The sequence below is a fragment of the Rhodanobacter soli genome (assembly GCF_039523495.1).
GTDB lineage: Bacteria > Pseudomonadota > Gammaproteobacteria > Xanthomonadales > Rhodanobacteraceae > Rhodanobacter > Rhodanobacter soli.
In genome coordinates this window covers 2,520,246-2,546,548 of sequence record NZ_BAAAFK010000001.1, presented here as the reverse complement: position 1 = coordinate 2,546,548, position 26,303 = coordinate 2,520,246, and the positions used below count along the sequence as shown (strand labels likewise).

The window sequence follows — 26,303 nt, the reverse complement described above, 5'->3', positions numbered from 1 at the left end:
GTTATCGCCCATCGCTGTGCCGCGTGAGTACCCATGTCCGACGTCTTCGAGCTTGCCTGTGACTTGATCCGCCGCCGCTCGGTGACGCCGGAAGACGCCGGCTGCCTGCCGTTGATCGGCGCCCGACTCGAGCGTGCCGGTTTTCGCGTCGAACACCTGCGTTACGGCGAGGTGGACAACCTCTGGGCCACCCACGGCGCCGCCGGCCCGACGCTGATCTTCCTCGGCCATACCGACGTGGTGCCCAGCGGTCCGGAAACCTCCTGGCAAAGCCCGCCGTTCGAGCCGACGGTTTGCGATGGCCGTCTATACGGCCGTGGCGCGGCCGACATGAAAGGCTCGGTCGCCGCGATGGTGGTGGCGCTGGAGCAGTTCGTGGCGGCGCATCCCGATCATCGCGGCCGGGTCGGCCTGCTGCTGACCAGCGACGAGGAAGGCCCGACCAATCTCGACGGCGTGCGCCGGGTCGTCGAACACTTCCGTGCCAACGACGAGCGCATCGACTGGTGCGTGGTGGGCGAGCCATCCTCGAAGGACCGGCTCGGCGACCTGATCCGCGTCGGCCGCCGCGGCTCGCTGTCCGGCACGCTTGCGGTGCGCGGCGTGCAGGGCCACGTGGCGTATCCGGAGCAGGCGCTGAACCCCATCCATGCCTTCGCCCCCGCACTGGCCGAACTCGCCGCCGAGCGTTGGGATGAAGGCAATGCCGATTTCCCGCCCACCTCGTTCCAGGTCTCCAACCTCAACGCCGGCACCGGTGCCAACAACGTGATTCCGGGCGAGCTCACCGCGCTGCTCAACTTCCGTTACTGCACCGCCAGTCGTGCGGAAGACCTGCGCGAGCGCACCGAGGCGATCCTGCAACGGCATGGCGTGGACTTCGTGCTGGACTGGAACCTCTCCGGCGAACCGTTCCTCACCCCGCCCGGCGGCGCGCTGCGTGAAACCGTGGTGGCCGTCTGCCGCGACCTGTGCGGCATCGATCCCGAACAAAGCACCGGCGGCGGCACCTCCGACGGTCGCTTCATCGCGCCGATGGGCGCCGAGGTCGTGGAGCTCGGTCCGGTCAACGCGACGATCCACAAGGTGGACGAATGCGTGGCGCTGGAGGAACTGGAGCAGTTGCCGCGGCTGTATCACGCCGTCTGCAAGCGCCTGCTGATCGAGAGCTGAGCGTGCGATAGCCCGCTGGCTGACGATTGCGGAATCCGCGGTTGCGGCTGACCCGACATGGGTCGGCACATCAGCGCTGTTGGTCGTCGGCATCCGGCCGAACGGTTCGTGTTGCGGTGTCGTCCGCCTGGCCGTCCTTGAGTCCCTTGCGGAAGTCGGCGATGGCTCTGCCCAGGTCGCGGCCGGCGTTGCGCAGTTTGCCGGTGCCGAAGACCAACAGAACCAGTACGAGCAACACGATCCAGTGCGAAAAACTGTTCAGTCCGGGCATGGTTCGATCTTCCTGTTACGGGTGCGTGGGAGTGCGCGCCGACGATGCCGGCGGAAAGGGCAGATGCGTGGATGCCGCGGGCCCGGCAAGGCATTGCAAAGGGCGGCCGCTGGCGGCGGCGATCTGGGCGGGGCAGCGATAGTCCAGCGTGGCCACCAGTGCCGGCGTGATCTCGTCGAAGCCCAGCACGGCGCCGCCATGCTCATGGACGAACGCCGCCGCCGCCGCGCGGGTGGCGAACGGCGCCAGGGTCGGCCCCATCGAGCCGGGCAGCGGCTGCCAGGCCACGTAGAGCGCGCGGCGCGCGTCGATGAAGCTGACCGCGGCGTGGCTGGGTTGTTGCCAGTCGATGCGGGCGCTGTCCTGCACGAACAGTTCCCGCAGCGCGGCCTGGTTCTCCGGCTGCAGCACGTACGCGAAGAAATCGCGGGTGGAGTCGAATACCAGCGGCTTGGCGCGGCCGGCCACCCAGGCTTGCGCACGCGGGCCGGGCGAGCCATCCAGGTACATGCCGCAGACGGCACAGGCGTCGTCCGCGTGGGTGTCCACGGCATGCTTCGCCGGTGGCGGGTTGCCGCCGCAGCCGGCGAGCAGGGCCAGCGCTAGGGACAGTGCGGCCAGTCGGCCGAAGCGGAGCGCGGAACGGGGTCGCATGCGGTTCTCCTCAGACTTCCTTGCGCCGGAACGCGAGCATCGCCCACGCGAACGGCGCCGCCGCCCAGGCCAGCATCACCAGGTACAGCAGCAGTGGCGAATAAGTGTGGTGGGCGGTCATGCCGGTCAGCAGGTCGTTGCCGGCGCCGTCGCCCAGTGCGGTGAGGTTGACCAGCCGGAACACGTCGACCGGATTGAGCAGCAGCAGGTACGGATACACCGCGCGCTCGACCGGGTTGCCGCCGCTGACCACCAGCAGCGCCAGCAGTGCGAGGTCGAACAGCACCACGCTGGCCAGCCAGCCGATCAGCGCCAGGCCGGCGGCGCGGGACTTGTCGACGGTCTGCACGCTGATCAGGCAGGCCAGCCCGACGAAACAGGCGCCCAGCAGTGAGGCGCTGAGGATGAAGCGGCCGATGTGCAGCCACGCCTGCAGCGTCTGCGCAGGCGGCTGCATCAGCTGCATGATCGCCACCGCCAGGCCGAAGCCGGCCAGGGTGGCGGCGGCCAGCGCGCCGCAGTGGCCGAGGAACTTGCCGGCGACCAGCTGGCCACGCGCCAGCGGGTAACTGAGCATCAGCAGCAAGGTGCCGTCGTCGCGCTCGCCGACGATGGCGTCGTAGGCGATCAGCAGGCCGATCAGCGGGATCACGAAGGCGCCCAGCGTGGTCAGGCTGGCCAGCGTGGCGTCGAACGAGGTGAAGCCGACTTTGCCGGAAGCGGCGCTGCCGAACCAGGCGATGCCCAGCGCCAGCAGCGCGAACAGTATCGTGAGCGCCACCGTCCAGCGATTGCGGAAGTCGTCGCGGAACTCCTTCCTGGCGACGGTGAGGATTGTGTTCATGCGCAGGCCTCCGCGGCGGATCTGTTGCCGGCGCCGAGCCAGTCGTAGAGCTGCGCCAGCGTGGGTTCGCGCACGTCGAGGTCGACCACGGCGGGGTCGGCCAGCAGCTCGCGCAGCATGCGCAGTTTGCTGGCGCGCGGCACCTGCAGTTCCAGCCGGCCATCGGCACGCGGTTGCGCCGACAGGCCGCCCGTTTCGAGACGCGCGATCAGTTCGGGCATGGCGTGCTCGCGTGGCCGCAGCAGCACCTGCGCCGGCAGCGCGGCCTGCTCGCTCAATGCGTCGAGGCTGCCCGCGGCGAGCAACTTGCCCTGGCGCAGGATCAGCGCGCCGTCGATATGTGGCTCCAGTTCGGCCAGCAGGTGCGAGGAAACCAGCACGCAACGTCCGTCCGCACGCAGCTCGCCGACGATGCGATACAGCTCGCGGGTGGCCTGCGGGTCGAGGCCGGTGGTCGGTTCGTCCAGCAGCACCAGTTCCGGCGAGCCGAGCAAGGCCTGCGCCAGGCCGAGGCGCTGGCGCATGCCCTTGGAGTAGGTGCCGATGCGCCGGTCGGCGGCGTGCGCCAGGCCGACGCGGTCCAGCAGCGCCTGCGCCTGGCCGCGCGGCGCCTGCTTCAGCCGGGCCAGGTAGTCGAGCAGCTCGCGCCCGCTCAGGCTGGCGTAGAAGGTGGCGCTCTCCGGCAAGTAGCCGATGCGCCGGCGCAAGGCGTGCGCACGCCACGGCGACTGGCCGAGCACGGCGAGACGGCCGCCGCTGGGTGCGATCAGGCCGAGGATCAGCTTGATCAGGGTCGACTTGCCGGCGCCGTTGTGGCCGAGCAGGCCAATCACCTGGCCGCGCGGCACGCAGGCGCTGACGCCGTCGAGCGCGGCGAGCGTGCCGTAGCGCTTGGCCAGCGCCTCGAATTCAATCGCGTGGTTCATGGTCGGGCCGGAAGGAAGTGGGGGCCTGCATGAGCGGGCGGCTGTCCTGCACCGACGGCGGCGTGAACACCGGGAACGCGCGCTGCACGTAGCGCATCAGCAGCACTGCGGGGCTGGACATCAGGTTGCGCGCGGAGGGGTATTTCCACAGCAGCACGTCGACGCCATCGTTGGGACGGAACGGCACATCGCCGATGCCGTCGGCGTCCAGATCCCAGCCAAGGTAGTCGCTCCAGAAATTGCCGCGGCCGTTTGCTGACCACTCCTGGGCGAGGCTCTGCACGTACTTCACCTGGATGCGGTTGTCCACGAAGCGGTTGCCCCACAGGCGGTTGTTCTCCGAGCCGGCGGTCATGTGGATGCCGATCTGCGAGTCGGCGGCGAGGTTGTCGTGGAGGGTGTTGAACTGCGACAGGTAGACGAACAGTCCCTTGCCCTCGGCGCCGTCGATCAGCCCGCCCTGCGTGTCGCGCTGGCCGTTGATGCGGCGGACCTGGTTGCCGGCGATCTCGCTGTGCGAGATGTAGTTGAGCAGGAAGCCGTAGGAGTCGTCGTCCTCGGCGATGTTGCCGATCACCTTGAGATGATCGGACGACATCAGCGCGTAGCCGGCGAGGTTGCCGCGGCTGATGTTGTCCAGCAGCAGGTTGTGCTGCGAATACATGTAGTGGATGCCGTAGCGCACGCCGTGCACCACGTTGCGCGCGATCGTGTTGTGCGGGCTGACGTAGACGTAGATGCCGTCGCGCGCATCGGCCACGTCGTTGCCTTCGATGGTGCAGCCGGTGTCGTTCCACATATGGATGCCGTCGCCGCGGTCGGCCACGCGCAGCGAGCGCATGCCGCGGATCACGTTGCGCGCGACCCGCACGTTGGCCGCGCCGTCGAGGTAGACGCCGAACAGGCTCTGCTCGATGCGGTTGCCCTCGAGCGTGACGTCGCGCGCCTGGCGCTCGACGAAGATGCCGGCGTTCATCGCGGTGAGATCGGTGCCGCTGTGGCGGATGATCAACCCGCGCACTGCGACCTGCGCGGCGCCGATGCGCACCACGTCGCCTGCGCCGCCGCCGTCGAGGATCGCGCCGGGTTCGCCGACGAGGGTGATCGGTTTGTCCAGCCGCAGGTGCACCGCGTGCACGCCGGCCGGCACGCTGATCGTGGCGCCCGGCGCCGCCGCCGCCACCCGCTGCTCCAGCGACTCGCGCGCAGGCGCCGCCAGCGGCAATGCCAGCATCAGGACCGCGAGGAAACGAAGTGCATGCATGGGAACGGAGACCCGCTCGTGCCGCCGCACACCGCGCGGCGGCACGACGCGGCTCAGGCCTCGACCAGCATCCGCCCGCTCATCTCCATGTGCATCGCATGGCAGAAGAACGTGCAGTAGTACCAGAACACCCCCGCCTTGTTGGCGGTGAAGGTGGCCGAAGCGGTGGCGCCGGGGCTGATCTCCATGTTGATGCCGTAGTTGACGATGCAGAAGCCGTGGCTGACATCCTCCACCGCGTCGATGTTGGTCACCACCACGGTCACCTCGTCGCCTTTCTTTACCTTGAAGCTGCCCATGCTGAAGATCGGCGCGGCCGAGGTCATGTACACGAACACCTTGCGGCCCTCGCGGATGACCTTGCTGTCGGACAGCACGTCGACGCCGTGCTTCTTCGCCATCGCCACCGTCTCGGCAAAGAACGGGTCGGCGCGGTCCCAGCTCTTCTTGACCTTGTCGATCAGCAACCGGCGGTGTAGCAGGATCACGTCGTGCGGCTCGGCGTAGACCGGGCCGTCGGCGACCAGCTTCATGGTCTCGCCGGAGATGTCGATCAGCTGGTCGTTGTCCGGATGCAGCGGGCCGGTGGGCAGGAAGCGGTCCTTGGAGAACTTGTTCAGCGACACCAGCCACTTGCCATCGGCGTCGCGCGTCTCGCCCATCGAGGTGTGGCAGTGGCCGGGCTGGTAGGCCACGTCGATCTTCTGGCGCAGGTAGTTGACCTTCTTGCCGGCGTGGGCGGCGATCGCGTCCTCGATGTTCCACTTGGCGATCTGGCTGTCGATGAACAGCGTGGTGTAGCCGTTGCCGCGACCGTCGTAGGCGGTATGCAACGGACCCAGGCCCAGTTCGGGCTCGGCCACCACGGTGTCGCGCGGGTCCTTGAGCTTGCCGGCGAACCAGTCGTCGATGCGGCTCCACTCCATCACGGTGACGGTGGGCGACAGCTTGCCGTTGGCCACCACGTACTTGCCGTCGGGGCTGGCGTTGATCCCGTGCGGGTTCTTCGGGATGGGGATGTAGAGGGTGAACGACGAGCCGTGGCGGCCGTCCAGCACCGGCACCTTCGAGCTGCCGATGGTCTTGAACTCGCCTTTCTTCACCGCCGCCTCGATGCGCGCGATGTCGAACACCACGGCCCAGTCGCGCTCGGCCTGCATCGTGCCGGGCAGATCCATGCCGCCCTCGCTGTTGTAGCAGGTGGAGATGGCGTACTTGCCGGCGTAGTCGGCCTCGGTGTTGTCCAGGTTGCCGTCCACCAGCACCTGCCAGGCGACTTCCATGGTGTCGCCGTCGAGCGCGCTGAACATGGTCTGGTATTTCTTCGGATCGTCCAGGTCGCGGCCGTCGTTCGGTGCCGGGATCAGGAACTCGCCGTTGGCGAACACGTAGCCGGTGCGTGGCGCGCGTTGCACGCGCAGGCCGTGGATCGCCTGCACGTTGGGCACGTCGGTGATGCGGTCGGTGCGCATCACGTCGCAGCGGATGCGCGCGACGCGGGTATGTGCCTTGTCGTTGATGAAAATGTAGCGGCCGTCGTAGTGGCCGTCGGTCTGGCTCATGTGCGGGTGGTGGCAGTCGCCGCCGGGCGGGAAGTTCGGCCCGAGCACACGCTTGCTCTCGTTGGTGAGGCCCCAGCCGATGGTGAAGTCGGGATTGAACACCGGGATGCGCATCAGCTCGCGCATCGAGGGCACGCCGACCAGGCGCACTTCGCCGGACTGGCCGCCGCTCCAGAAGCCGTAGTACTCGTCGAGCTGGCCGGGCGGCACGTGGTCGGAGGCTGCCTCGTGCTCGCCTTTCCCCTGCTCGTGCTTGTCTTCGCCATCATGCCCTTCGGCGCCGCCGTGGCCGAGGCGGCCGAGCGCCAGCCCGCCAACCAGCCCGCCGGCACCGGCGAGGCCGGCCAGCGCGCTGGTCTTCATGAAGTTGCGGCGCGCGGGGTTGCCCGGTGCCGCGGACTGGCCGGGCTGGCCGGGTTTGTTGCTCGATTCGTCGTGCATGGCGCTCCATCCCTTTGGATAGGTGGTGGGTCAGTCGGCGACCTTCGCCGGCTCGGGGGTTGCCGGCGTCGCCGCCGGGATGATCGTCAGCACCGGCGTGGGCAGCGGCCGCGCGGCGCGCTCGCGCTTCTTGCGGCGCTCCACCAGCGGCGGGCACTTCTTGTCGTTGGCGTAGGTGACCTGGCAATCCAGGCAGTAATGGCATTCGTTGAAGTTGATCTGGCCGATCGCGTTGATCGCCTTCACCTCGCACTCGTTCGCGCAGATCTGGCAGGGGCGACCGCACTCGCGCCGGCGTCGCAGCCATTCGAACAGGTGGAAGCGGCCGGACACCGCCAGCCCGGCGCCCAGCGGACACACGTAGCGGCAGTAGAACTTGTTGTTGAACGCCGACACCGCCACCAGCGCCACCGCGTAGAGCACATAGCTCCAGGAGCGGGCGAAGTGCAGGTTGATCGCGGTCTTGAACGGCTCGACCTCGGCGTAACGCTCGGCCATGTTGAGCGACTGCAGCGACATCCCGAACAGCACCAGCAGGATGATGTACTTGATCGCCCACAGCCGTTCGTGCACGTATTGGGGCACCTCGAACTGCGGTACGTGCAGCCTGCGCGCCAGCTTGTTCACCAGCACCTGCAACGCGCCGAACGGGCACAGCCAGCCGCAGTAGATGCCGCGTCCGAGCAGCAGCAAGGTGGCGGCCACGAACACCCACAGGATGAACACCAGCGGGTCCATCAGGAAGGTGGACCAGTGGAAGTCGTGCAGCACCGACTGGATGAAGGTGAGGATGTTCACCACCGACAATTGCGCCAGCCCGTACCAGCCGATGAACACCAGCGTGTAGATCAGGAAGCCCACGCGCAGGCGTTCGAGCAGCAGCGGGCGCTTCACGATCCAGTCCTGGAACATCAGGATCAGCGTGAGCACGGTGAGCCCTGCCAGCAGCAGCGCGATGTCGATGCGGCGCCCGTACCAGACCTTCTGCCACAGCGGCGCGTTGGCCGGCAGCGCATCGGCGGGCGCCTCGGCAGCCGCTTCCGGGCGCGTGGTGTAGACCGCAGGCATGCGGTAGTCGCTGGTGAAGGTGTGGTAGATGCTCTGCAGCGGACCGACCTGGCGGTTCACCATCAACTGCAGCGTCCACGGCCGGGTCGCATCGAAACCGCTGCCGCTATTGCGCACGATGAAGATCGCCTGTTCGGCGAACGCCGGCTTGCCGCGCAGCGGGGTGTCGTTCATCGACACCAGGTCGGTATCCTTGAACAGCACCAGCTTGCCATCCTGCAGCAGGTGCACGCGGTCGAAGATGCCGCCGCGCACGTAGCCCACACCCTTGAACGAATAGATGCCGTTGGCCATCACCGCGATCGCCGAATCGCCGGGCTTGAGCAGTTTCATCAGGTCGGCGTGGGCCGCGGCGCCGAGCAGGTTGCGGCCCACCGTGGGTGGGGTGACGTCGGTGAAGTACAGGTCGATGAAGCTGTCCGCGCCGTGGCCGGCGGCCGGGGCGGTGGGGTCGTCGACCAGGCCGCTTTCTGGCTGGCCCTTGAACGCGTCGGTGACCGCCTTCCGCGCCAGCTGCAGGTGGGCGATCGCGCCGTTGCCGGTCAGCGCCTGCCAGTCGGCCGGCACGAAGTAGTCGCCGCGGACCTGCGCGGCGACCGCGCCGGTGTCGGCCGCGCCGGCGATCAGCTTGCGCGAGGCGGCCACTTTCAGCGCCGAGTTCATGATCGTCTCGTTGGTCACCATCGAGGTCACCGTGGCGCTGCTGATCGCGTCGATGCGCACGCTGTCGCTGCCACCGCCGCCGACGACGATGCGATCGTCCACGCGATGGCCAATGTAGCGGGCGACGAAGTCGTACAGCTTCTGCACCGGGATGCCGACCAGCAGGATCGGCTCGTGCTGCTCCAGCACGCGCGCATCGCGGATGCTGCCATCGGTGCCGATCGACATCAGGATGTTGATCGGCGCGCCCGAATAGGCCGGCACCGGTGCGACCATCACCGTCTCGAACACGTAGCCGATGACCTTGTCGCCGTGGTACACGGCCGCCGCGGGCGGGGTGCCTTCGACGTCGCCGAAGCGGGTGGCGTCGGGGAACACCTGGTGCAACTGCGGAAAGCGGGTGTCGATGCCGGCCCATGCCGCGGATGCCGGCACCAGCAACAGCAAGGCGAGCAGCAGCCTGGCCATGAAGGAGCGGGTGCGTGCGCCGCGCATCAGGCCAGCTCCGCCGTGCCGGCGATCAGCGGCAGTTCGCGCGAGCGCCAGCGCTGTTCGCCGGTGCGCGAGAACGCCAGCCACTGGTGGTCCTGCGCTGCCATCAGCGCGGCCAGCTGCGGCAGCTCCAGCGAGAACGCCGCGGTGCTCATGCCGTCGGCCAGCACCGAGCGCCGCGCCATCACGGTCATGCTGGAATAACCTTGCGGCGAATAGCCGGTGCGCGGGTTGACGATGTGGAACAGGCGCCGATCGGTGGAGAAGAACACGCGGTAGTTGCCGGAGGTCGACAGCGCCGCGTTGCGCACCTGCACCACCGCCGCCACCTGGCTCACGTCGCGCGGGTCGACGATGCCGACGTTCCAGTGCCGCTGCGGATCGTTGCCGCAGATCGCCTGGATGTCGCCGCCGGCGTCGATCAGGCCGTACTCGATGCCCGCCGCGCGCAACGCCGCGATGCCCTGGTCGACCACATGGCCCTTGGCGATGCCGTCCAGGGTGACCGCCATGCCCGGCCGCAGCAGCCGCGCACCGCGCGCGTCCAGCGCGAGATCGCGCCAGCCCACCTGTTGCTCGCGACGGTCGATCGCATCGCGTTCATGCGCGTCGATGCCGGATACGCCACGCAAGGTTTCGAGATAACGCAGCACCGGCAGCACGGTGACGTCGAACGCGCCACCGGTCAGTGCCGACAGCGACAGTGCCTCACGCAGCACCGCCTGCAGGTTCGCCGGCACCAGCGCCAGCCGGCCGTCGCGGTTCAGCCGCGACAGCGGGCTGGCCGGGTCGAAGCGGGTCAGTTCCGCCGCCGTCGCGGCCATCCGCGCAAAGGCCGCCTCGATCGCCGCGCCCGCCGCGTGCACGTCATCCGCCAGACAGGTGACCGCCACCGAGGTCTGCATCAGCGTGCGCTCGCGCCGAACCTGCCACAGGTTCTGTTTGCGCTTGAGCACCGTCCAGCCGCCGCCGGCTAGTAGGCCGCCGGCCAGTGCCAGTTGTCCGGCCTGTTTCAGCCAGTGGCGGCGCTCGGGCGAGCGCAGGTTGCCGGGATCGGAGGAGCGATGCATGGGAGGCTTCCCGTGGCGGTGAGTGCGTGGGCGTGACGCGCTGTACGAGGATTCAGGCCGCGCTGACGGCCACTCGTGGCGGAGGTTGCGCGGTGTTGCCGCGCGCGACCTCATGCACACCCAGACGGCGCTGCAACGCCGGACTGGTCGTCGTGTACTGCAAGTTCGCCCGGGTGCCGGCGCGCAGATGTGCGTGCGCGGCAAACGCGCCCAGCGCCGCCTCGTGGAAGCCGGAGAGGATCAGCTTCGTCTTGCCCGGATAGGTATCGATGTCGCCCACCGCGAAGATGCCCGGTATGGGTGTCTGGAAGGTTGACGGATCCATCACCCGTTGCGTCCGGCGGATCGAGGCTGCGCACCTGCTGGTGCTCTGCCCGCCGGCATGCGGCACGGCATCGATCACGTGGGCATCCAGCTTGGGCAGACCCAGCTCGAAAACCGGGAACAGGCCGACCGGGCCTACCCCGATGATGACGCTGTCGCAGTTGATCATGGGGCGGATCCGCCTTGTGGACGGTGCGGATCATGCGCGCGCACGACGGCGATGCCTTTGACTTCGGTCAGACATGCCTACGAGGCTCGTGCGGTCGAATGTCGCACGAGCGGCCGGGACGGGGGCAGGGCGGTTTTCCGCCCACCTCGTTCCAGGTTTCCAACCTCAACGCCAGCACCGGCGCGAACCGCGCGATTTCCGGCGAGCTCGCCGCGCTGGTCAGTGCATCGCCAGCCGCGCCGAAGACCTGTGCGGCGTCGGCCCCGAGCAAAGCGCCGGTGACGACAGCAGCGACGGCGGCTTCATCGCGCTGGACTGCATGGCGCGACAGTCGATCCCCGGGTCGTTCAGGACGCCGCGGGCCACGCAATGATCTCCATCCCCGAACTGTTCCGATTCAACCGCTCCCAATCGGCTTCGGCTTCCTCGAGCGTGCTCTTGCAGAACTGGCCGGCGATCTGCGACGTGCCACCGAAACGGCGAACGACGCTGGCGTAGCAGTACCCGAGATTCATGTCGCATTGCTGGCGATGGCCGGCGAACTCGTGCCACACCTTCGGCTGCTGCTGGTGCATGTGCGTAGTGAAGGCGGCGAGCGTGGTCATCATGGCGGCTTCGCTCCCGTCCGAGTCCCGGTTCTCCCATACCTTGCTGCGCACGCCGCCCGGCTTGCTGACGAACTGCAGGAAGACGTGACAGTATTTGCCGACTCCAGCGGCGGGCGCAGTCGTTCCGGCTGCCGTGGCACCCGTGGATGGCGCGATGGCCGCGCCGGTTGGTGCAGGGATCGCTGCGGCTGCGCCGGACAGTTCTATCCGTACCTCATGCTCGGCGCGCTCGCGCCACAGCTGCAGGGTGTGGGGCATGCCCGCAGGGAGGCGACTGACCAGCACCGGCAGGTCGGTGAACTGATTCACGGTTTGCTGGTTGACGCCGAGCACGACATCCATGGGTTTGATGCCAGCGGCATCCGCCGGGTGACCTTTCTTCACCGTGACCACCAGGGCACCGCGCGCGCGGTCCATGCCGAGCGCCTGTGCGAGAGTGGGGCTGACTTCTCCGACTTCGATGCCGAGCCTGCCTTTGGCGGGTGGCGTGCCGGACTCTGCGGCGGGAGCGGCGGGAGTAGTGACGTCCGCTGGCGTTGCCGCTGGTTCCTGCGTGGGCAGCCACGTGACATCCGTGAATCTCAGATTGAATCCGCTGAACATCTTGCGGTAGTCGTGCAGCGCCTTCTCGGCTTCCGCGCGGGTGTCCTTGAAATAGCATGAGGGCTGCCCCTCGGCCAATCCGTGTGGCGCAGCCACGTCGCGCGCGAATTCCTTGCCGTAGGCTTCGGCCTGTGTATAGACGGCGATCGGGTTCGATCCGTCCACGCTCCTCTCGAACACCAGCGCGGCCACGGTCGCGCGCTTGTTGGGATCCGTGTCGGTCGCGTAGCAGTAGAAGTACTTGGTGACGGTGGCGGGTTTCGTCGCTTCGGTGGCCGGACTCCAGGGCTTCGGCGCCCAGGCGACATCCACCCACTTGTGGGCACGCACGATGCCCATGAAGCGCTTGGTCAGGGTGGCGCGCGACTCGTTGCGAAACGCCTCGATGTCTGCCTGTCCGCCGTCGGCGAGAAGGCAGGCTTTGTCGCCCTCGCCGCCCAAGCCACCGACGAAGGCGTGAAATTCGCTGGCCATGTCCTGCGTGCGGGTGAACCGGTTGCTGCCATCGGGTAGGTATGCGTACTCGAAGACCGGCGATGCCCAGACCTTGTGGCTTGCCGTGTCGGTCACGGAGCAGTAGCTGAAGGCGTGTCGTGTTGCCGGTGGCGCGGGCGATTGCGCCCGGAGAGTGGGCGACAGGCATCCTGCGAGTACACATGCAACGGCGGCGGCGAAACGCTGCATCGGAAAGCTCCCGCAAGGTCAAATGGACGAAACCGTACGCCGCTGCCTCGGCAGCACCGCCGGTTTCGCATGTCATGGCCCCAGGGCCCCCGGTGGTTACAGTACCTTACCGACAGCGGGTCGCCATAGTCCCCTGTGACGCCGCCTTGCGGCTGCCTGTCCTTCAGTTTCCGCTCTCGGGCCATGCCTGCGGCACCTTGCGCATATCATCGGCCAGCCGTTGCTTCATGAGCGCGATAGCGAGCGCGTTGCGAGCCGACCTTTGGGCTGGTGCGAACCAAAGCGCACAAGTTAGCGCAGCACCACAAATGTGAAGTCAGTGCGCGAGTGCACCGTAAGCATCCAGCGCCCGCTGCCGCGACTGCCCCAGATCCACAATAGGCGCCGGATACTCGCTGCGCTTGAGCAGGTCGGCATCCTTCCACGGCTCATGCAACAACGCCAATGGCGCATCCGCCAGCTCCGGCAACCAGCGCCGCAGGTAGTGGCCGTCCGGGTCGAACTTTTTCGCCTGCGTCACCGGATTGAATACGCGGAAATACGGCGCGGCATCGGCGCCGCAGCCGGCTACCCACTGCCAGCCCAGCGTGTTGTTGGCGAGATCGGCATCGACGAGAGTGTCCCAGAACCAGCGCGCGCCGTGCAGCCAGTGCTGGCGCAGGTTCTTGGTCAGGAAGCTGGCCACGATCATGCGTACGCGGTTGTGCATCCAGCCGGTGTGCCACAGCTCGCGCATGCCGGCGTCGACCAGCGGGATGCCGGTGCGACCCTGTTGCCAGCGCGCGAGCAACGCCTCATCGGGTGCTGCCCAGGGGAAATCGGTGAAGCGCGGATTGAAATTTTCCGTCGGCGTCTGCGGAAAGTGGAACAGCAGGTGATGGGCGAACTCGCGCCAGCCCAGTTCGCGCAGATACGGTTCGATGTCGGGGCGGCGTTTGGCGTCGGTGGCACGCACGCGACGATCGAGTGCGAAATGAATCTGTCGTGGTGAAATTTCGCCGAAGTGCAGATGCGGCGACAGTCGCGAGGTGCCATGGCGCGCGGGCAGGTCGCGTGCGTGCATGTAGTCGCCGATGGCATCGTCGCCGAAGATTTCCAGCAGCTCCTGCGCGCCGGCTTCGCCCGGCTGCCAGCTGGCGGCCAGGCCATCGGCCCAGGCGATGCGCGGCAACAGATCGAGCGCCGCCAGCGGCAGGCCGTCGGGCAGCTCGCGCCACCCCGGCATGGGTGGCACGGGCAGCGGCTCCGTCGCCTGCAACTGTGGGCGCAGGTTGCGCCAGTACGGCGTGAATACCTTGTACGGCTGGCCTTGCTGCGTGGCGATCTGCCACGGTTCGCACCACAGCGCGGCGTTGTGGCTGTGTACCGCGATGCCTTCTTCGCGCAGCGCGCTCTTGATACGCGTGTCGCGGGCGATCGATGCCGGTTCGTACAGCCGGTTCCAGTACACGGCGCTGGCGCCGCTGCGCCGGATCAGTTCGCGCAATTGTTCGAGCGTGTCGCCCCGGCGCAGATGCAGCGCGGCATGCTGCGTGTGCAGCGTCGCATCGAGTGACGCCAGCGAATGATGCAGCCACCAGCGGCTGGCTGCTCCGGCCGGCCACGCGTTGTCCTCGTCGGGGGCGTGGATATACACCGGCAATACCTGCGCATGTGCGGCGCAGGCCGCGTTCAGCGCGGGGTTGTCGGCCAGGCGCAGATCGCGCCGGAACAGGGCGATGGCGGTGCTCATGGGTGGATCGTACCGGCGCTCGCCAGATCGAGGGTCGACCCGCGGCGGGTTTTCCGCCTGCCCGGTGTCGTCCGCGGCAATCAGTCAGCGAGCCGCGGCTCCAGCATCAAAGTGTGCCATGTCGTTCCCGGCAACAACGGCGTCGGCTTTCCTGCGGCCCAGTCCTCGTGCCCCGCACCGAAGTACGGCGATAACGGATGGTCGCTCTGGCCGCCGGGCATGTTGAGGATGCCGTGGGCTTCGTGGCCGGGCGAGACGTCCAGGTGTTCGGACGCACCGAAACCGGGCGAGGCAACGTGCGGCATGTTGTTGTCGCCGGGAATGGGTTGGTCGGGCATGTCGATGAAACGGCCCAGCCAGGATGGCAGCGCGGCGGACAGCGGGTGGCGGATGCCGGCGCGATTGCGTTCGCCCCAGCTGCGTGCGGCGAGGCCGCCGGGTTGCCGGCCGAGTTCGGTCACCACCTGACGGGCGGCCTCGGTGAGCAGCGCGTGCCAGTCGGGATATTTCGGATCGAGCAGATGCGCGGGCCGGGCGCGGAGCAGTGCCCATATGGCCGCCTCGGCGCTGTTCTGGCCGGGCCAGCTGAAGTCCGGGTAGCGTTGCTGCACCTGCGCCGCGAATGGAGCCAGTACGGCTGCGCTGACCTGGTCGCGGAACGCGCGCACCAGGCGGTAATCGACGCTGTCGACGGCGGCGCGTTCCTGCCAGTGCGCGGTGAGCTGGCGCAGCTGCTGCAGCGATGGGTCGGTGCTGTCGGCCAGGGTGTCCTGCAGCAGGCGCTGCCAGCGGGTGAGGAACACTGCGCGGTCGTCCAGCTGGATGTCGAGCAGGCTGCCGGGCGTGAAGCTGGCGCGGGCGCGCAGGTCGTCGCGGATCTGCTGCGCGCGCGCGCCGAGGTCGTGGCCGCTGTTGCCGAGCAGGGCCAGCGCATCGCCGTCGACGGTACGGTTGTTCGCCGTCCACAGCCGGCCGTCGGCGGGATTCTCGATGCGCGGGTAGTGCGCCGGCGCGAGCCAGCCCTGCCAGCCGCTGCCGGGCTTCGACCAATCCGACGGCAGCAGCGGGTCGATGCCGGCGCGCAGCGGGATGCCGTTGCCGGCGATGGTCCAGCCGATATGCCCGGCGCTGTCGGCGACCAGCAGGTTCTGCGGCGGTATGCCGAGCCGGGGCGCCAGGTCCAGCGCACCGGGCACGTCGGTGGTGCGTTCCAGCTGCATCAGCTCGACGTTGTAGCCGCGTGCCCGGGCACCGATCCACGCCAGCGCCAGCGGCGTGCCGTCGGCGTCCTCGCCCAGGATCGGCCCCCAGCGGGTGTCTTCGACCTTGAGGACGGTATCCGGCTGGCCCTTGACCTGGATGTGCTCGTCGTGGCTTTCGATGCGGGCCCAGCCATCGGGCACCTTGTAGCGCGTGGGGTCGGCGGGATCGCGCAGCACGCGCACCCAGTCCTGCCAGTCGCCATAGCTGTTGGTGAAGCCCCAGGCGATCTGGCCGTTGGAGCCGACGATGATCGCCGGCGTGCCGGGCAGGGTGACGCCGTTGACGTCGCGCTGGCCGTTCGGTGCGCTGGCGTCGGGATAGCGCAGGCGGGTGCGGAACCAGATGTTCGGCACGCGCAGGCCCAGGTGCATGTCGTTCGCCAGCATCGCCGCGCCGCTGCCGGTGAGGGCGCCGGCGACCGCGAAATTGTTGCTGCCGGGACGCGCGGCGTCGAGCGCCGGCGCCAAGGCGGCGGCCAGCGCCGCGGAGGGCTGTGGCGCCGCGAGTTGACGCAGGTCGAACACGCTGGCGGGCGGAGTCACCGGCGGTCGCGACAGCCGGCCGGTCAGCGGGGCCTCCCAGTCGGGATCGGGCGCCAGCAGGAAATCCACCAGCGATCCGGGCAGCACCGCGCGCATCTGCGCGAAGCGCAATTCGCGCTCGTTGCGGCCGTCGCCGTTGAGGTCCAGGTACATCGCGGCGATCACCAGCGCGCTGTCTTCGGAGCGCCAGGGCTGCGGTTGGCTGCCCAGCAGCAGGTATTCCCACGGCCGCACGCGCAGGTCGGCGAGGCCGGCGTTGACGCCGTCGCGGTAGCGGTCGAGTTCGCGCTTCTCCGCGGGCGGCAATTGCGCATAGGCAGCCTCGACCACGGCACGCAGGCGATGACGGCGATGGTTGAGATCGACCTTCAGCGCCGCCGGCCCGACCAGCGCGGACAATTCGCCGGCGCTCGCGCGGCGCATCAGGTCCATCGCGAAGAAGCGTTCCTGTGCATGCACATAACCGAGCGCGTAGCTGATGTCCGGGCGGTTTTTTCCCTCGATGGTGACCGTGCCCAGCGCGTCGCGGTCGATGCTGACCGCGGCGGCGAGGCCTGCGGCCGGGTGCCGGCCGTCGAGTCGCGCCCGGCTGCCGGCGAGCAGCCACCACAGCGCGACGAAGGCCATCAGCAGCAGCGCCAGCAAGGCCAGCAGCAGGGTACGCAGGATGCGCCAGCGGCGGGTCGTCATGGCTTGGCGAACACCGCGAAGATGCCCGCGTACGGCTTGACCATGAAGGCCGGCGCGCCGGCGTAGCCTTCGCCATCGACGTACAGCTGCGAGATGCTGCCGTCCAGGTACAACGCGTCGCGGCAGCCCAGCTTGTCGCGGAACAGCCGTCCAAACGTATGGAAGTTCACGGGGGCCTCGCTCACGGCAAATACCACGTCGGTCGGGGTTTTTGCGCAGACGCCGCTGCGCCACTTCAGGCTGGACGAATCATCGATGAACTGTTCGTTGAGCTTGCCGTCGATCAACAGCATCGGCCCGGACTGCGTTGCCCACTGCGCGCTCTTGCCGTCGGCCTTGAATGCGGCGCTGGTGCGCACCGCGGCATGGCCGTCCGGATACACCGCGAACACGCCGTTCGGCAGCAGCGAGAAATTGCCCGAGGCGGGGTTGCCGTGCGCCAGGTTCAGCGGCACCACGGTCTTGCCGTTTTCCACGTACAGGCCAAGTGGCGCGAACTTGTGGTCGTAGATGCCCGCGTTGGCGGCGAACAGCAGCCGCTGGCCACGCTGCTCGGCCCACTGGCGCAGCGTCTCGATGCTGCCGAATGGCTGGCCACTGGCGGGCTCGCGCCAATGCAGGCTCAGTGGCTCGCGCTTCAGGTTCACGTGCACGACGCGATAGTTCTGGCCCTCGAACGCCAGCTCGCGGCTGTCCAGCGCGCGTGCGGTCGGCGCGCAGCCGGGCATGCCGACGAGCAGCAGCAAGGGCAACAGCACGTGCCGCAGCACGCGCCATGGCTGTTGTGCAGGAAAGGGGTGGGGTGGCGGCGAAACAAATGGGCGCATCCGTCGATGGTCGCCGCCCAGCCGCGCCGGTGCAAGTCCGCTGGTTGCCTGCGCCGGACACCGGCTGCCGCTAAACTTGGGTTTTTCCATGGTACCCGCCCATGCCCTATACCCCGATAGTGGCGACTCTCGGTTACGTGTTGTCGCCCGATCGCAGCGAAGTGCTGATGATCCACCGCAACGCTCGCCCCGATGACCTGCATCTTGGCAAGTACAACGGCCTCGGCGGCAAGATGGAGCCGGGCGAGGACATCGCCACCTGCATGCGCCGCGAGATCCGCGAGGAGGCCGGCATCGAGTGCGCATCGATGCAGTTGCGCGGCACGCTGAACTGGCCCGGTTTCGGCAAGCACGGCGAGGACTGGCTCGGCTTCATCTTCGTGATCGACCGCTACAGCGGCACGCCGTTCATGACCAACCACGAAGGCACGCTGGAGTGGGTGGCGCTGGAACGGCTGATGAGCCTGCCGATGTGGGAGGGCGACCGCCACTTCCTGCCGCTGGTGTTCGACGCCGATCCGCGCCCGTTCCATGGCGTGATGCCGTACAAGGACGGGCGCATGCAGTCGTGGTCGTACAGCCGGTCGTGAGTGGCGGCGCGAGGATCACCCGCATCGTTGCCGCGGTGATCCGCGACGAAGCCGATCGCGGCTGCGCAGCAACCGAGCCAGGTGCGCTTACGCCACGTCGCCAATCCAGGTCGGGCTGCTGAACTTGGTTTGCGCGAGCGTTTCGGCCTGGACCAGTTCGTCGGCGCGCAAGTGGTCGTCGGCGAGCCCGTGCAGGCGGCGGAAGGTGGCGATCATGCGTTCGATCACCGCCTCGCGCGGCAGGCCGGTCTGGCTGCGCAGCGGGTCGACCCGCTTGGCCGCGCTGACGGTGCCCTTGTCGGACAGTTTCTCGCGGCCGATGCGCAGTACGTCCAGCATCTTCGCCGCGTCGATGTCGTAGGCCATGGTGACGTGGTGCAGCACCGCGCCGCCGCGGTGCACCTGGGCGGCGCCGGCGATCTTGCCGCCTTCGGAGGTGATGTCGTTGAGCGGCTGATACCACGCCTTGATGCCCAGTTCGCCGAGCGCTTCGAGCACCCACGCGTCGAAGAACGCATAGGCCTCCTGGAACGACAGCCCCTTGACCAGCGATTGCGGCGCGTAGATCGAGTAGGTGATCGTGTTGCCCGGTTCGATGAACATCGCGCCGCCGCCGGAGACCCGGCGTACCACCTCGATGCCGTGGCGCCGGGCCGCCTCGCCGTCCACTTCGTTGCGCAGCGACTGGAAGCGACCGATCACTACCGCCGGCGATGCCCATTCCCAGATGCGCAGGGTCGGCGCGCGGCGGCCGGCGCCGACCTCGTGGGTCAGCACGTCGTCCAGTGCCATGTGCAGGGTGGGTGATTGCGGCGCGGTGTGGATCAGCTGCCAGTCGTGGTCGCGCCAGTCGGTGCGCATCATGCGGCGGATTCCCTGTGCAAGGCGCGGCGCACGGCCACCGCGATGGCTTCCGGCGAAAGACCATACATCATCACGTCGGTGGCGAGCGCGTCGCGAACGACGGCGGCGAGCGTGGCTTCGTCGGCGTGTTCCGGTTGACCTTCCAGCGCGCGGTTGATCGCATCCAGCGCGCTGTCCGGTTCCAGGAAGAAATCGCCGCTCAGCTGCACGTCGGCAAGACGGCCATCGCGCACGGCCAGATCGACCACCACCAGCTTGCCGCCGGGCATCTTGTATTCGCCGTGCATCGAGAGCGTCCCTGGCACCATCCGGCGATTATACCTTCGGTCAGCGGCCGCCGCGGCCGTGGAAGTGGTCGCTGCCGGCGCCGACCGAGATGCTGACGCCACCGGTGGGATGGTCGCAGCTGCCGAACGCCTTGGTGAGGTTCACCCGGCCGGTCTGGTAGCTGCCGCCGAAATGATTGCCGCTGACCACGCCCATGCCGACGCTGCCGTGCAGCTGGGGCTGGTTGTAGCGGTAGTCGTCGCAGTCGGCGGTGGTCGCGGCGTCGGTGGTGTCGTTGTTGCCCATGCGCCCGCTGGTGTCGCCGTAGTACACGCCGGGTGCGCTGCGGGCCGGTGGGGCGGCGGTGGAACTCGCGGCCGGCAGGTCGCTGGGCGGCAGCTTCAGGTTCAACGGCTTGCCGGCCGTCTGCGCCCATGCCGTGGTGGCCAGCAGGCTGGCGGCGAGGGCGACGAGATGCCGTGGGATGTTCATGCGTGCTCCGGGTTGGTACACATTCAACGCGCGATGCCGCCTCGGCGTGTACAACCCTTTTGGAAAGAACGGGGCGCGGGAAGTTCCTTGGCCCCGCGGGTGGTCATGCGCTGGTCTCGATCCGCTCGACCCGGCGCAGGCCGCGCGGCAGCAGGCCGCCGCGGGTGGCGCGGTTGCCGCCGTACTCGACCAGGTCGGCCCAGCGCAGGGTCAGCTTGCGCTGGCCGGCGTACAAGGTGACCTCGCCCTTGCCTTCGCTGACCACCGCCACGCCGGCCACGCGCTCACCTTCCGCAAGATGCTTCTTCGGCACCTCGATCAGCTTGTTGCCCTTGCCCTTGTCCAGCTCGGGCAGCTCGGCCACCGAGAACATCAGCAGGTGCCCTTCGGTGGTGACCACCACGATGCGGTCGCGCGCCGGATCGGCGCTGATCTGCGGCGCCAGCACTTTCGCGCCGTCGCTGAGGCTGATGATCTGCTTGCCGGCCTTGTTGCGGCCGGTGAGTGATTCGAAGCGGGTGACGAAGCCGTAGCCGAAGTCGGTGGCGAGGATCAGCCGGGTGTCGTTGTCGCCGGCGACCACCGCGTCGAAGCTGGCGCCCGCGGCTGGGCTGAAGCGGCCGGTCAGCGGCTCGCCGTTGCCGCGCGCCGAGGGCAGGGTGTGCGCCAGCGTGGAGTAGGCGCGGCCGGTGGAGTCGATGAACGCGACCTGCTGTGTCGTGCGGGCCTTCACCGCGGCGAGCAGGCCGTCGCCCTCGCGGTAGTTCAGTGCCTCGGCGTCGATGTCGTGGCCCTTGGCGGCGCGCGCCCAGCCCTTCTGCGAGAGCACCACGGTGACCGGTTCGCTGGCCACCAGCGCGCTCTCGTCCAGCGCATGCGCCACTTCGCGCTCGACCAGCGGCGAGCGGCGGGCGTCGCCGAACTTCTCGGCATCGGCGCGCAGTTCGTCCTTGATCAGGCTCTTCAGCTTGGCTGGCGATTTCAGCAGCACGTTGATGCGCGCGCGCTCCTCTTCGAGCTGGTCGCGCTCGGCGTTGATCTTCATTTCCTCCAACCGGGCCAGCTGACGCAGCCGGGTTTCGAGGATGTAGTCGGTCTGCTCCTCGCTGAGCTTGAAGCGGGCCATCAGCACCGGCTTGGGCTCGTCCTCGCTGCGCACGATGCGGATGACTTCGTCGAGGTTGAGGTAGGCGGTGTGCAGGCCTTCCAGCAGGTGCAGGCGGCGGTCGACCTTGGCCAGTCGATGTTCCAGGCGCCGGGTGACGGTGCTGGTGCGGAAACTCAGCCACTCGGTGAGGATGCGCTTGAGGTCCTTCACCTGCGGCCGGCCATCCAGACCGATCATGTTGAGGTTGACGCGGAAGCTCTTTTCCAGGTCCGTGGTGGCGAACAGGTGCTGCATGGTCTCGTCCGCGTCGACGCGGCTCGAGCGCGGCACGATCACCAGCCGGGTCGGATTCTCGTGGTCGGACTCGTCGCGCAGGTCCTCGATCATCGGCAGCTTCTTCGCGCGCATCTGCGCGGCGATCTGTTCGAGGATCTTCGACGGGCTGACCTGGTGCGGCAGCGCGGTGATCACGATGTTGCCTTCCTCGCGCTGGTACACCGCGCGGGCGCGCACCGAGCCGCCGCCAGTCTGGTACATCGCCAGCAGGTCGGCGCGCGGGGTGATGATCTCCGCCTCGGTCGGGTAATCCGGCCCGTGCACGTGCTCGCATAGGTCGGCGACGGTGGCGTCCGGATCGTCCAGCAGACGGATGCAGGCGGTGGCCAGCTCGCGCAGGTTGTGCGGCGGGATGTCGGTGGCCATGCCGACCGCGATGCCCATCGAGCCGTTCAGCAGCACGTGTGGCACGCGCGCCGGCAGCCAGCTCGGTTCTTCCAGGGTGCCGTCGAAGTTCGGCACCCAGTCGACCGTGCCGTGGGCCAGCTCGCCCAGCAACGCTTCGGCGATCGGGCTGAGCTTGGACTCGGTGTAGCGCATCGCCGCAAAGCTCTTCGGATCGTCCGGCGAGCCGAAGTTGCCCTGGCCATCGACCAGCGGGTAGCGGTACGAGAACGGCTGCGCCATCAGCACCATCGCTTCGTAGCTGGAGCTGTCGCCGTGCGGATGGAACTTGCCGATCACGTCACCGATGGTGCGTGCGGATTTCTTCGGCTTGGCGGTGGAGGCCAGGCCCAGCTCGCTCATCGCGTAGATGATGCGTCGCTGCACCGGCTTCAGGCCGTCGCCGACGAACGGCAGCGCGCGGTCCAGCACCACGTACATCGAATAATCGAGATAGGCCCGCTCGGCGTATTCCTTCAGCGGGATCTGTTCGTAATTGGCTTGCAGGTTCATGCGGTTACATCAGGGAAGTGGCGCGCGACGCGCGGGATAACCGGTCGATGGTGCCAGAAAGCGCCCCGCTCTTGTAGGAGCCCGCTGGCGGGCGATGCTCTTGGGGCCGGGATTCGCAAAAGCAAAAGCATAGAGAGCATCGCCCGCCAGCGGGCTCCTACGGGGGCAGCTTCGCGAGGATCATTGGCGCTCGACTTCGAGACCCAGTTTGTGCAACTGCGCCTGCACGCTGTCCGGTCCGGCCAGATGGGCCGCGCCCACGGCGATGAAGACGGTGCCGGGTTGCTGCAGCATCGCGGCGATCTTCGTCGCCCAGACCTGGTTGCGCTGCACCAGCAGCAATTGGTAGAGCTTCGGCTCGTGCTGGCGCATGTCGTCGTTGCCGATGCGCGCGATGGTGTCCACGTCGCCGGCCTTCCAGGCGTCGATCAGTTCGGTGAGGCGGAATGCGCCCTTGTTCGCATCGCGCATGGTCGAGCGCAGCAAGGCCAGCTCGATCGCGCGCGGCATGTCGGCGAGAAAGCGGATCTGCTGTTCGGCGGTTTCCAGGCCCAGCACCGGCTTGCCGGAAGCGCTCATCTGCGCCTTCAGCTGCTTGTCCACGCCATGCTCCGGATCGAGCCCGGCCTTCAGCAGCGGCGTCACCGCCAGCGTCAGCGCGGCCAGCCACGGGCGCATCACGTTCAGCGTCTGCATGCCGCCGGGCACGCCGAGCTTGTTCGCCAGCAGGCTCAGCCGATGCGCCTCCGACGGACTGAGCTGGCTGGACAGCGGGTGCGCCGCATCCATCCCGTGGCGCAGCACCAGCGCCGCCATGTTCGCCGGGTCGTCGTCGGTGATCTCGATATACAGCGTCTGGCTGTCCGTCATCGCCCGGTCCAGCTCGGGAGAATGCCAGCCGGCGTCGCTCGGCATCAGGTGCACCGTGCCGAACAGGTAGATCGTGGTGTCGGCGTCCTTCACCATCCACAACGCGGGTTTCGCCAGCGCCGGGGCGCAGGCGAGCAGCAGGGCGAGGCAGGCGAGCAGGCGCAGGGTGATCGAACGCTTCATGTCGGGAGTGTCGCGGGAGGTGGTGGCCAGTTCAATCCCGGCGAGATGGTGATGGCGTGGGCCGTTGGCCTGCGGAACCGCGATGTCGGGGTGGCGCAGGTGCCGGCCGAGCCCGGGAACCTCGTCGTTGAGGTGGCAGATGTCCCCGTCGATATCCGGAACCCCGGCGCCGGGGTTGCGCACGTCCTCGTCGACGTCCGGAACCTCGGCGTCGGGGTGGCGCACCTCCCCGTCGATGTCCGGAACTTCGGTGTTGGGGTTGCGCACGTCCCCGTCGCTGTCCGGAACCTCGGCGTCGGGGTTCGGCACGTCCTGGCCGGGCTTCGCCACCCCGACGCCGGACTTCGCTACCGCCTCGCCCGGCGCAACGCAGCGGGGTCGAGCGGGTGGATGCCCGCGGTTTCGGGGTCGGTCAGTCGCCTGAGCGCCAACGTGGCGGTTCGCCCTTCAGCCAGCACACGGCCGTCAGGCCGAGGGTAAGCAACACCAGGCTGATCGCGAACATGACGGGGTCGGCCGCTGGCCGCAGGAAACGAAAGACCAGCGCCACACACCCCGCGTAGATGGCCAGGCAAACCCAGCCCTCCCATCGAGCCGGCAGACCCCAGCCCCAGCCGTACCGCTTCGCGGGAAACCAATACTTGTTCTGGCTATCCATTTCAGCTCCTTGGAAGAGTTCGTGGTGTTCGGGTTCAATTTTAAATGGACCTGATCGCGTTTTCTCCGCAAGGCGGGAGGGCTCGCGCCGCCCCGCACAGGCTTACGTCGGGGTTTCGTTGGTCGATGCATATGCGCTGGCGCGCGTCAGCTCGAGCGGCCGCACCTCGCAAACCAGGCCGTAAGCCAGGCACGGGTTCTCCGCCGCGATGCGCGCCGCTTCCTCCAGGCTGTCCGCGCGTATGAACCAGTAACCGCCGACCACTTCCTTGGCCTCGGCAAACGGGCCGTCCGTGGTCGCCTGCCGCGACACCACCTTGCCCTCGCGGGCGAGCCGGTGCCCGGGCCCGATCCGGCCCTCGCTCACCAGCCGGTCGTACCACGCGTAGAACCGGTCGATCACGGTCTGGATCTCTTCGCGCGAGGCGTCTTTGTTCCATTGGCCGCGCGAGAGGATGAGGTAGTCGGAGGGTGGGCTTTTCTGGTTCATGGGGTGGCTTCCTTTGAAGACCCTTTAGTGGATCTGGCTCCTTTCCAGATATGAACTAGAAGAGTTTGAGAAACGGTGTGGCATGGATGGCTACTCTCGGATTCATTCGTTGATCCGCGATCTCAATGCTTGCCTCAAATAGCCTGCGGGAAGCATCCCTCTTCAGCGCGTCAACGCGATACTGAATTTCTTTGAGACGAAGGCTGTTGGGATGAGTGGAGGTGGTAGTTGTGAGCCAAAGCTCGGTGTCATCAGGCTTGGTGTTAAGCAGTTCACGCAGGTAGCGCTCGATCCCCAGGCGTTGGAACTGCTGGTTCACTTCCTCCGGAGCGTAGCGAATCGCGGCAGGACTTTCGAAACCTGTACCGCTGCCTTGGCTGTGAGCCCTCTGCCAGCCAGTCAGTCCCACTTCAATGCCGGGAAACATCTGCTTTTCGAATCCATGGCGACCGGGTGCAGGGCGAAGCAGACTACGAATCACTGTGGCGCCGAATGCATCCTTTGACGTACTTTCCTTGAATCGCATATGACCTCCATGTTGACTGAACCGGAACGGGGTGAACCAGAATGGGGTCAGGTTTACTCTCAGTTTGTAACTGAACCTGACCCCGTTACTTGAGCACGGGCGATGGCGGTGGATGGGTACGGAGCGATCAAGTTCCCCCGTCCCCTTGTTTGCCCGCGGGCGTATCCGCAACCAGCGTCACCGGCACCCCCGCGCGGACGGTATTGTGCACCTCGGCCACGGCATCGGTGTGCCGAAGCAGCTCTGCGATGGCGGATGCAGCCGCCGGGGATGTCACCTTGGCCCGATACCGGATATCGGTGGCCGCCAAGCCAATGCCAGGGAAGTCGGCCGTGGCTTCGACCTCGACCGCGGCCAGACTGATACCCAGGCGGGACGCCTCGCGGTAAAGGTCATTGCAATAGCAAGTGGCCAGGGCAAGCAGCAGGAACTCGCCGCCATTGACGCCGGAGCCTTGGCCAGAACTTTTGGGTGGGATGGCCAGGTTTTGACTGGCGCTGTCGGTGCGGACCGAGACGACGAAGCCCGTTCCAGAGTTCCTGACGATCGCCGAGATCTCCACTGTCAGTCTCCGAGAATGCCCGCTGCGGGCCTGACGCTGGACTCGAGCGGCGGCGTAGCCGTCCGCCTTGCACGAAGAGCCCATACACGAAATGTTAGACAGCTGCCGATGCGACACCAGCAGCTGAGTGATTTGACTGCTCCCGCCGCCAGAAGTAAATGAATGCACAGCGGGCTATCTCCGTTACCACAATGACCATATAAGTTGCCAGCGACGGCAAGACCATGCCGACAGCTGCGAGCAGCGCAATAACGGGATACAAAGTCGGAAGAACTAAGCCAACGCGAAAGGGCAGAAGCACGTAATTGAGCCACGCGAGCCGCCGACGCCTGAGTATGAGTGCAAGCCCGCAGGCAACCATTAGAAGATAAACAAGAAACACGATGGCTACTACGAAGTCTGGAAACGGAAGGCCAACATTGGCGGCGTTTTGCGACATGCTGTGTGCCGTGGCACCGATCTTTACGGTGCCAAAAATCGTCCACGCCACATAGCCTATATCTACCACCCCAAGCGCTATTGCAATTCTGTCCGTAATTTTCATGACAGTGCGGCAGTTCCCCTGCGGTCTAACGAGGTGGTAGAAAAACT

Annotated in this window: 25 protein-coding genes; 2 read left to right on the top strand and 23 right to left on the bottom strand. The window is 67.4% G+C overall.

Features of this window, described 5'->3' with window-relative positions; translation table 11 throughout:
• Window positions 1-33: 33 nt before the first annotated feature.
• Complete coding sequence (gene dapE / locus ABD024_RS11695) at window positions 34-1,173, top strand: succinyl-diaminopimelate desuccinylase (protein WP_343852788.1); 1,140 nt, start codon at window positions 34-36, stop codon at window positions 1,171-1,173.
• 70 nt (window positions 1,174-1,243) lie between these two features.
• On the opposite strand, the gene tatA is transcribed toward dapE, so the two are convergent.
• The 13 genes from tatA to ABD024_RS11630 all read right to left on the bottom strand — a co-directional run bounded on the left by tatA (window position 1,244) and on the right by ABD024_RS11630 (window position 17,771).
• Window positions 1,244-1,444, bottom strand: coding sequence for a twin-arginine translocase TatA/TatE family subunit (tatA, locus tag ABD024_RS11690; protein WP_343852785.1), 201 nt, complete (start codon window positions 1,442-1,444; stop codon window positions 1,244-1,246).
• Window positions 1,445-1,459: 15 nt separating this feature from the next.
• Window positions 1,460-2,098 (bottom strand): nitrous oxide reductase accessory protein NosL, encoded by a 639-nt coding sequence (locus ABD024_RS11685; protein ID WP_343852783.1) that lies wholly within the window; start codon window positions 2,096-2,098, stop codon window positions 1,460-1,462.
• Window positions 2,099-2,108: 10 nt separating this feature from the next.
• Entirely contained in the window at window positions 2,109-2,942 is an 834-nt protein-coding gene (locus ABD024_RS11680; protein ID WP_343852781.1) for an ABC transporter permease, read from the bottom strand.
• A complete protein-coding gene (locus ABD024_RS11675; protein ID WP_343852779.1) occupies window positions 2,939-3,868 on the bottom strand; it encodes an ABC transporter ATP-binding protein in 930 nt (309 codons plus the stop codon). The genes ABD024_RS11680 and ABD024_RS11675 overlap by 4 nt, the downstream gene beginning before the upstream one ends.
• Complete coding sequence (locus tag ABD024_RS11670) at window positions 3,852-5,132, bottom strand: nitrous oxide reductase family maturation protein NosD (RefSeq protein WP_343852777.1); 1,281 nt, start codon at window positions 5,130-5,132, stop codon at window positions 3,852-3,854. Before ABD024_RS11670 ends, ABD024_RS11675 begins: the two co-directional genes overlap by 17 nt.
• 53 nt (window positions 5,133-5,185) lie before the next feature.
• The gene (gene nosZ / locus ABD024_RS11665) at window positions 5,186-7,135 is read right to left on the bottom strand and encodes a TAT-dependent nitrous-oxide reductase (RefSeq protein WP_343852775.1); all 1,950 of its coding nucleotides are present in this window, start codon (window positions 7,133-7,135) and stop codon (window positions 5,186-5,188) included.
• Between the two features lie 30 nt (window positions 7,136-7,165).
• Window positions 7,166-9,361: a 4Fe-4S binding protein gene (locus ABD024_RS11660; RefSeq protein ID WP_343852773.1), complete on the bottom strand. Its 2,196-nt coding sequence runs from the start codon at window positions 9,359-9,361 to the stop codon at window positions 7,166-7,168.
• Entirely contained in the window at window positions 9,361-10,428 is a 1,068-nt protein-coding gene (locus ABD024_RS11655; protein ID WP_343852771.1) for an FAD:protein FMN transferase, read from the bottom strand. Before ABD024_RS11655 ends, ABD024_RS11660 begins: the two co-directional genes overlap by 1 nt.
• Before the next feature lie 52 nt (window positions 10,429-10,480).
• Window positions 10,481-10,921, bottom strand: coding sequence for a hypothetical protein (locus tag ABD024_RS11650; RefSeq protein ID WP_343852769.1), 441 nt, complete (start codon window positions 10,919-10,921; stop codon window positions 10,481-10,483).
• A 347-nt stretch (window positions 10,922-11,268) separates the two neighbouring features.
• Window positions 11,269-12,816 carry a PDZ domain-containing protein gene (locus ABD024_RS11645; protein WP_343852767.1) on the bottom strand — a complete coding sequence of 516 codons (1,548 nt, stop codon included), beginning with the start codon at window positions 12,814-12,816 and terminating at the stop codon, window positions 11,269-11,271.
• Window positions 12,817-13,132: 316 nt separating this feature from the next.
• Window positions 13,133-14,548 (bottom strand): cryptochrome/photolyase family protein, encoded by a 1,416-nt coding sequence (locus ABD024_RS11640; RefSeq protein ID WP_343852765.1) that lies wholly within the window; start codon window positions 14,546-14,548, stop codon window positions 13,133-13,135.
• Between the two features lie 80 nt (window positions 14,549-14,628).
• Window positions 14,629-17,043, bottom strand: a complete 2,415-nt coding sequence (locus ABD024_RS11635) for a penicillin acylase family protein (RefSeq protein WP_343852762.1) — start codon at window positions 17,041-17,043, stop codon at window positions 14,629-14,631.
• A complete protein-coding gene (locus ABD024_RS11630; RefSeq protein WP_343854669.1) occupies window positions 17,040-17,771 on the bottom strand; it encodes a phosphodiester glycosidase family protein in 732 nt (243 codons plus the stop codon). Before ABD024_RS11630 ends, ABD024_RS11635 begins: the two co-directional genes overlap by 4 nt.
• Window positions 17,772-17,971: 200 nt before the next feature.
• On the opposite strand from ABD024_RS11630, the gene ABD024_RS11625 reads away from it, so the two are divergent.
• A complete protein-coding gene (locus tag ABD024_RS11625; RefSeq protein ID WP_343852760.1) occupies window positions 17,972-18,460 on the top strand; it encodes an NUDIX hydrolase in 489 nt (162 codons plus the stop codon).
• Between the two features lie 87 nt (window positions 18,461-18,547).
• Here the strand turns inward: ABD024_RS11625 and ABD024_RS11620 are convergent, their stop codons facing one another.
• From ABD024_RS11620 to ABD024_RS11575, 10 genes are all read right to left on the bottom strand, one after another.
• A complete protein-coding gene (locus tag ABD024_RS11620; RefSeq protein WP_343852758.1) occupies window positions 18,548-19,324 on the bottom strand; it encodes a lipoate--protein ligase family protein in 777 nt (258 codons plus the stop codon).
• Window positions 19,321-19,611 carry a lipoate-protein ligase small subunit gene (gene lplB, locus ABD024_RS11615; RefSeq protein WP_343852756.1) on the bottom strand — a complete coding sequence of 97 codons (291 nt, stop codon included), beginning with the start codon at window positions 19,609-19,611 and terminating at the stop codon, window positions 19,321-19,323. Before lplB ends, ABD024_RS11620 begins: the two co-directional genes overlap by 4 nt.
• A 40-nt stretch (window positions 19,612-19,651) precedes the next feature.
• Window positions 19,652-20,083 carry a hypothetical protein gene (locus ABD024_RS11610; RefSeq protein WP_343852754.1) on the bottom strand — a complete coding sequence of 144 codons (432 nt, stop codon included), beginning with the start codon at window positions 20,081-20,083 and terminating at the stop codon, window positions 19,652-19,654.
• Window positions 20,084-20,186: 103 nt separating this feature from the next.
• Window positions 20,187-22,424, bottom strand: coding sequence for a DNA topoisomerase IV subunit A (parC, locus tag ABD024_RS11605; protein ID WP_343852752.1), 2,238 nt, complete (start codon window positions 22,422-22,424; stop codon window positions 20,187-20,189).
• A gap of 180 nt (window positions 22,425-22,604) precedes the next feature.
• Window positions 22,605-23,477 carry a TraB/GumN family protein gene (locus tag ABD024_RS11600; protein WP_343854663.1) on the bottom strand — a complete coding sequence of 291 codons (873 nt, stop codon included), beginning with the start codon at window positions 23,475-23,477 and terminating at the stop codon, window positions 22,605-22,607.
• Window positions 23,478-23,889: 412 nt separating this feature from the next.
• Window positions 23,890-24,135 (bottom strand): hypothetical protein, encoded by a 246-nt coding sequence (locus ABD024_RS11595; RefSeq protein WP_343852750.1) that lies wholly within the window; start codon window positions 24,133-24,135, stop codon window positions 23,890-23,892.
• Between the two features lie 102 nt (window positions 24,136-24,237).
• A complete protein-coding gene (locus ABD024_RS11590; protein ID WP_343852748.1) occupies window positions 24,238-24,624 on the bottom strand; it encodes a YciI family protein in 387 nt (128 codons plus the stop codon).
• 55 nt (window positions 24,625-24,679) lie between these two features.
• Window positions 24,680-25,150 (bottom strand): polymorphic toxin type 4 domain-containing protein, encoded by a 471-nt coding sequence (locus ABD024_RS11585; protein WP_343852746.1) that lies wholly within the window; start codon window positions 25,148-25,150, stop codon window positions 24,680-24,682.
• A 127-nt stretch (window positions 25,151-25,277) separates the two neighbouring features.
• Window positions 25,278-25,712, bottom strand: coding sequence for an OsmC family protein (locus tag ABD024_RS11580; RefSeq protein WP_343852744.1), 435 nt, complete (start codon window positions 25,710-25,712; stop codon window positions 25,278-25,280).
• A 94-nt stretch (window positions 25,713-25,806) separates the two neighbouring features.
• A complete protein-coding gene (locus tag ABD024_RS11575) occupies window positions 25,807-26,256 on the bottom strand; it encodes a hypothetical protein (RefSeq protein WP_343852741.1) in 450 nt (149 codons plus the stop codon).
• Between the last annotated feature and the right edge of the window lie 47 nt (window positions 26,257-26,303).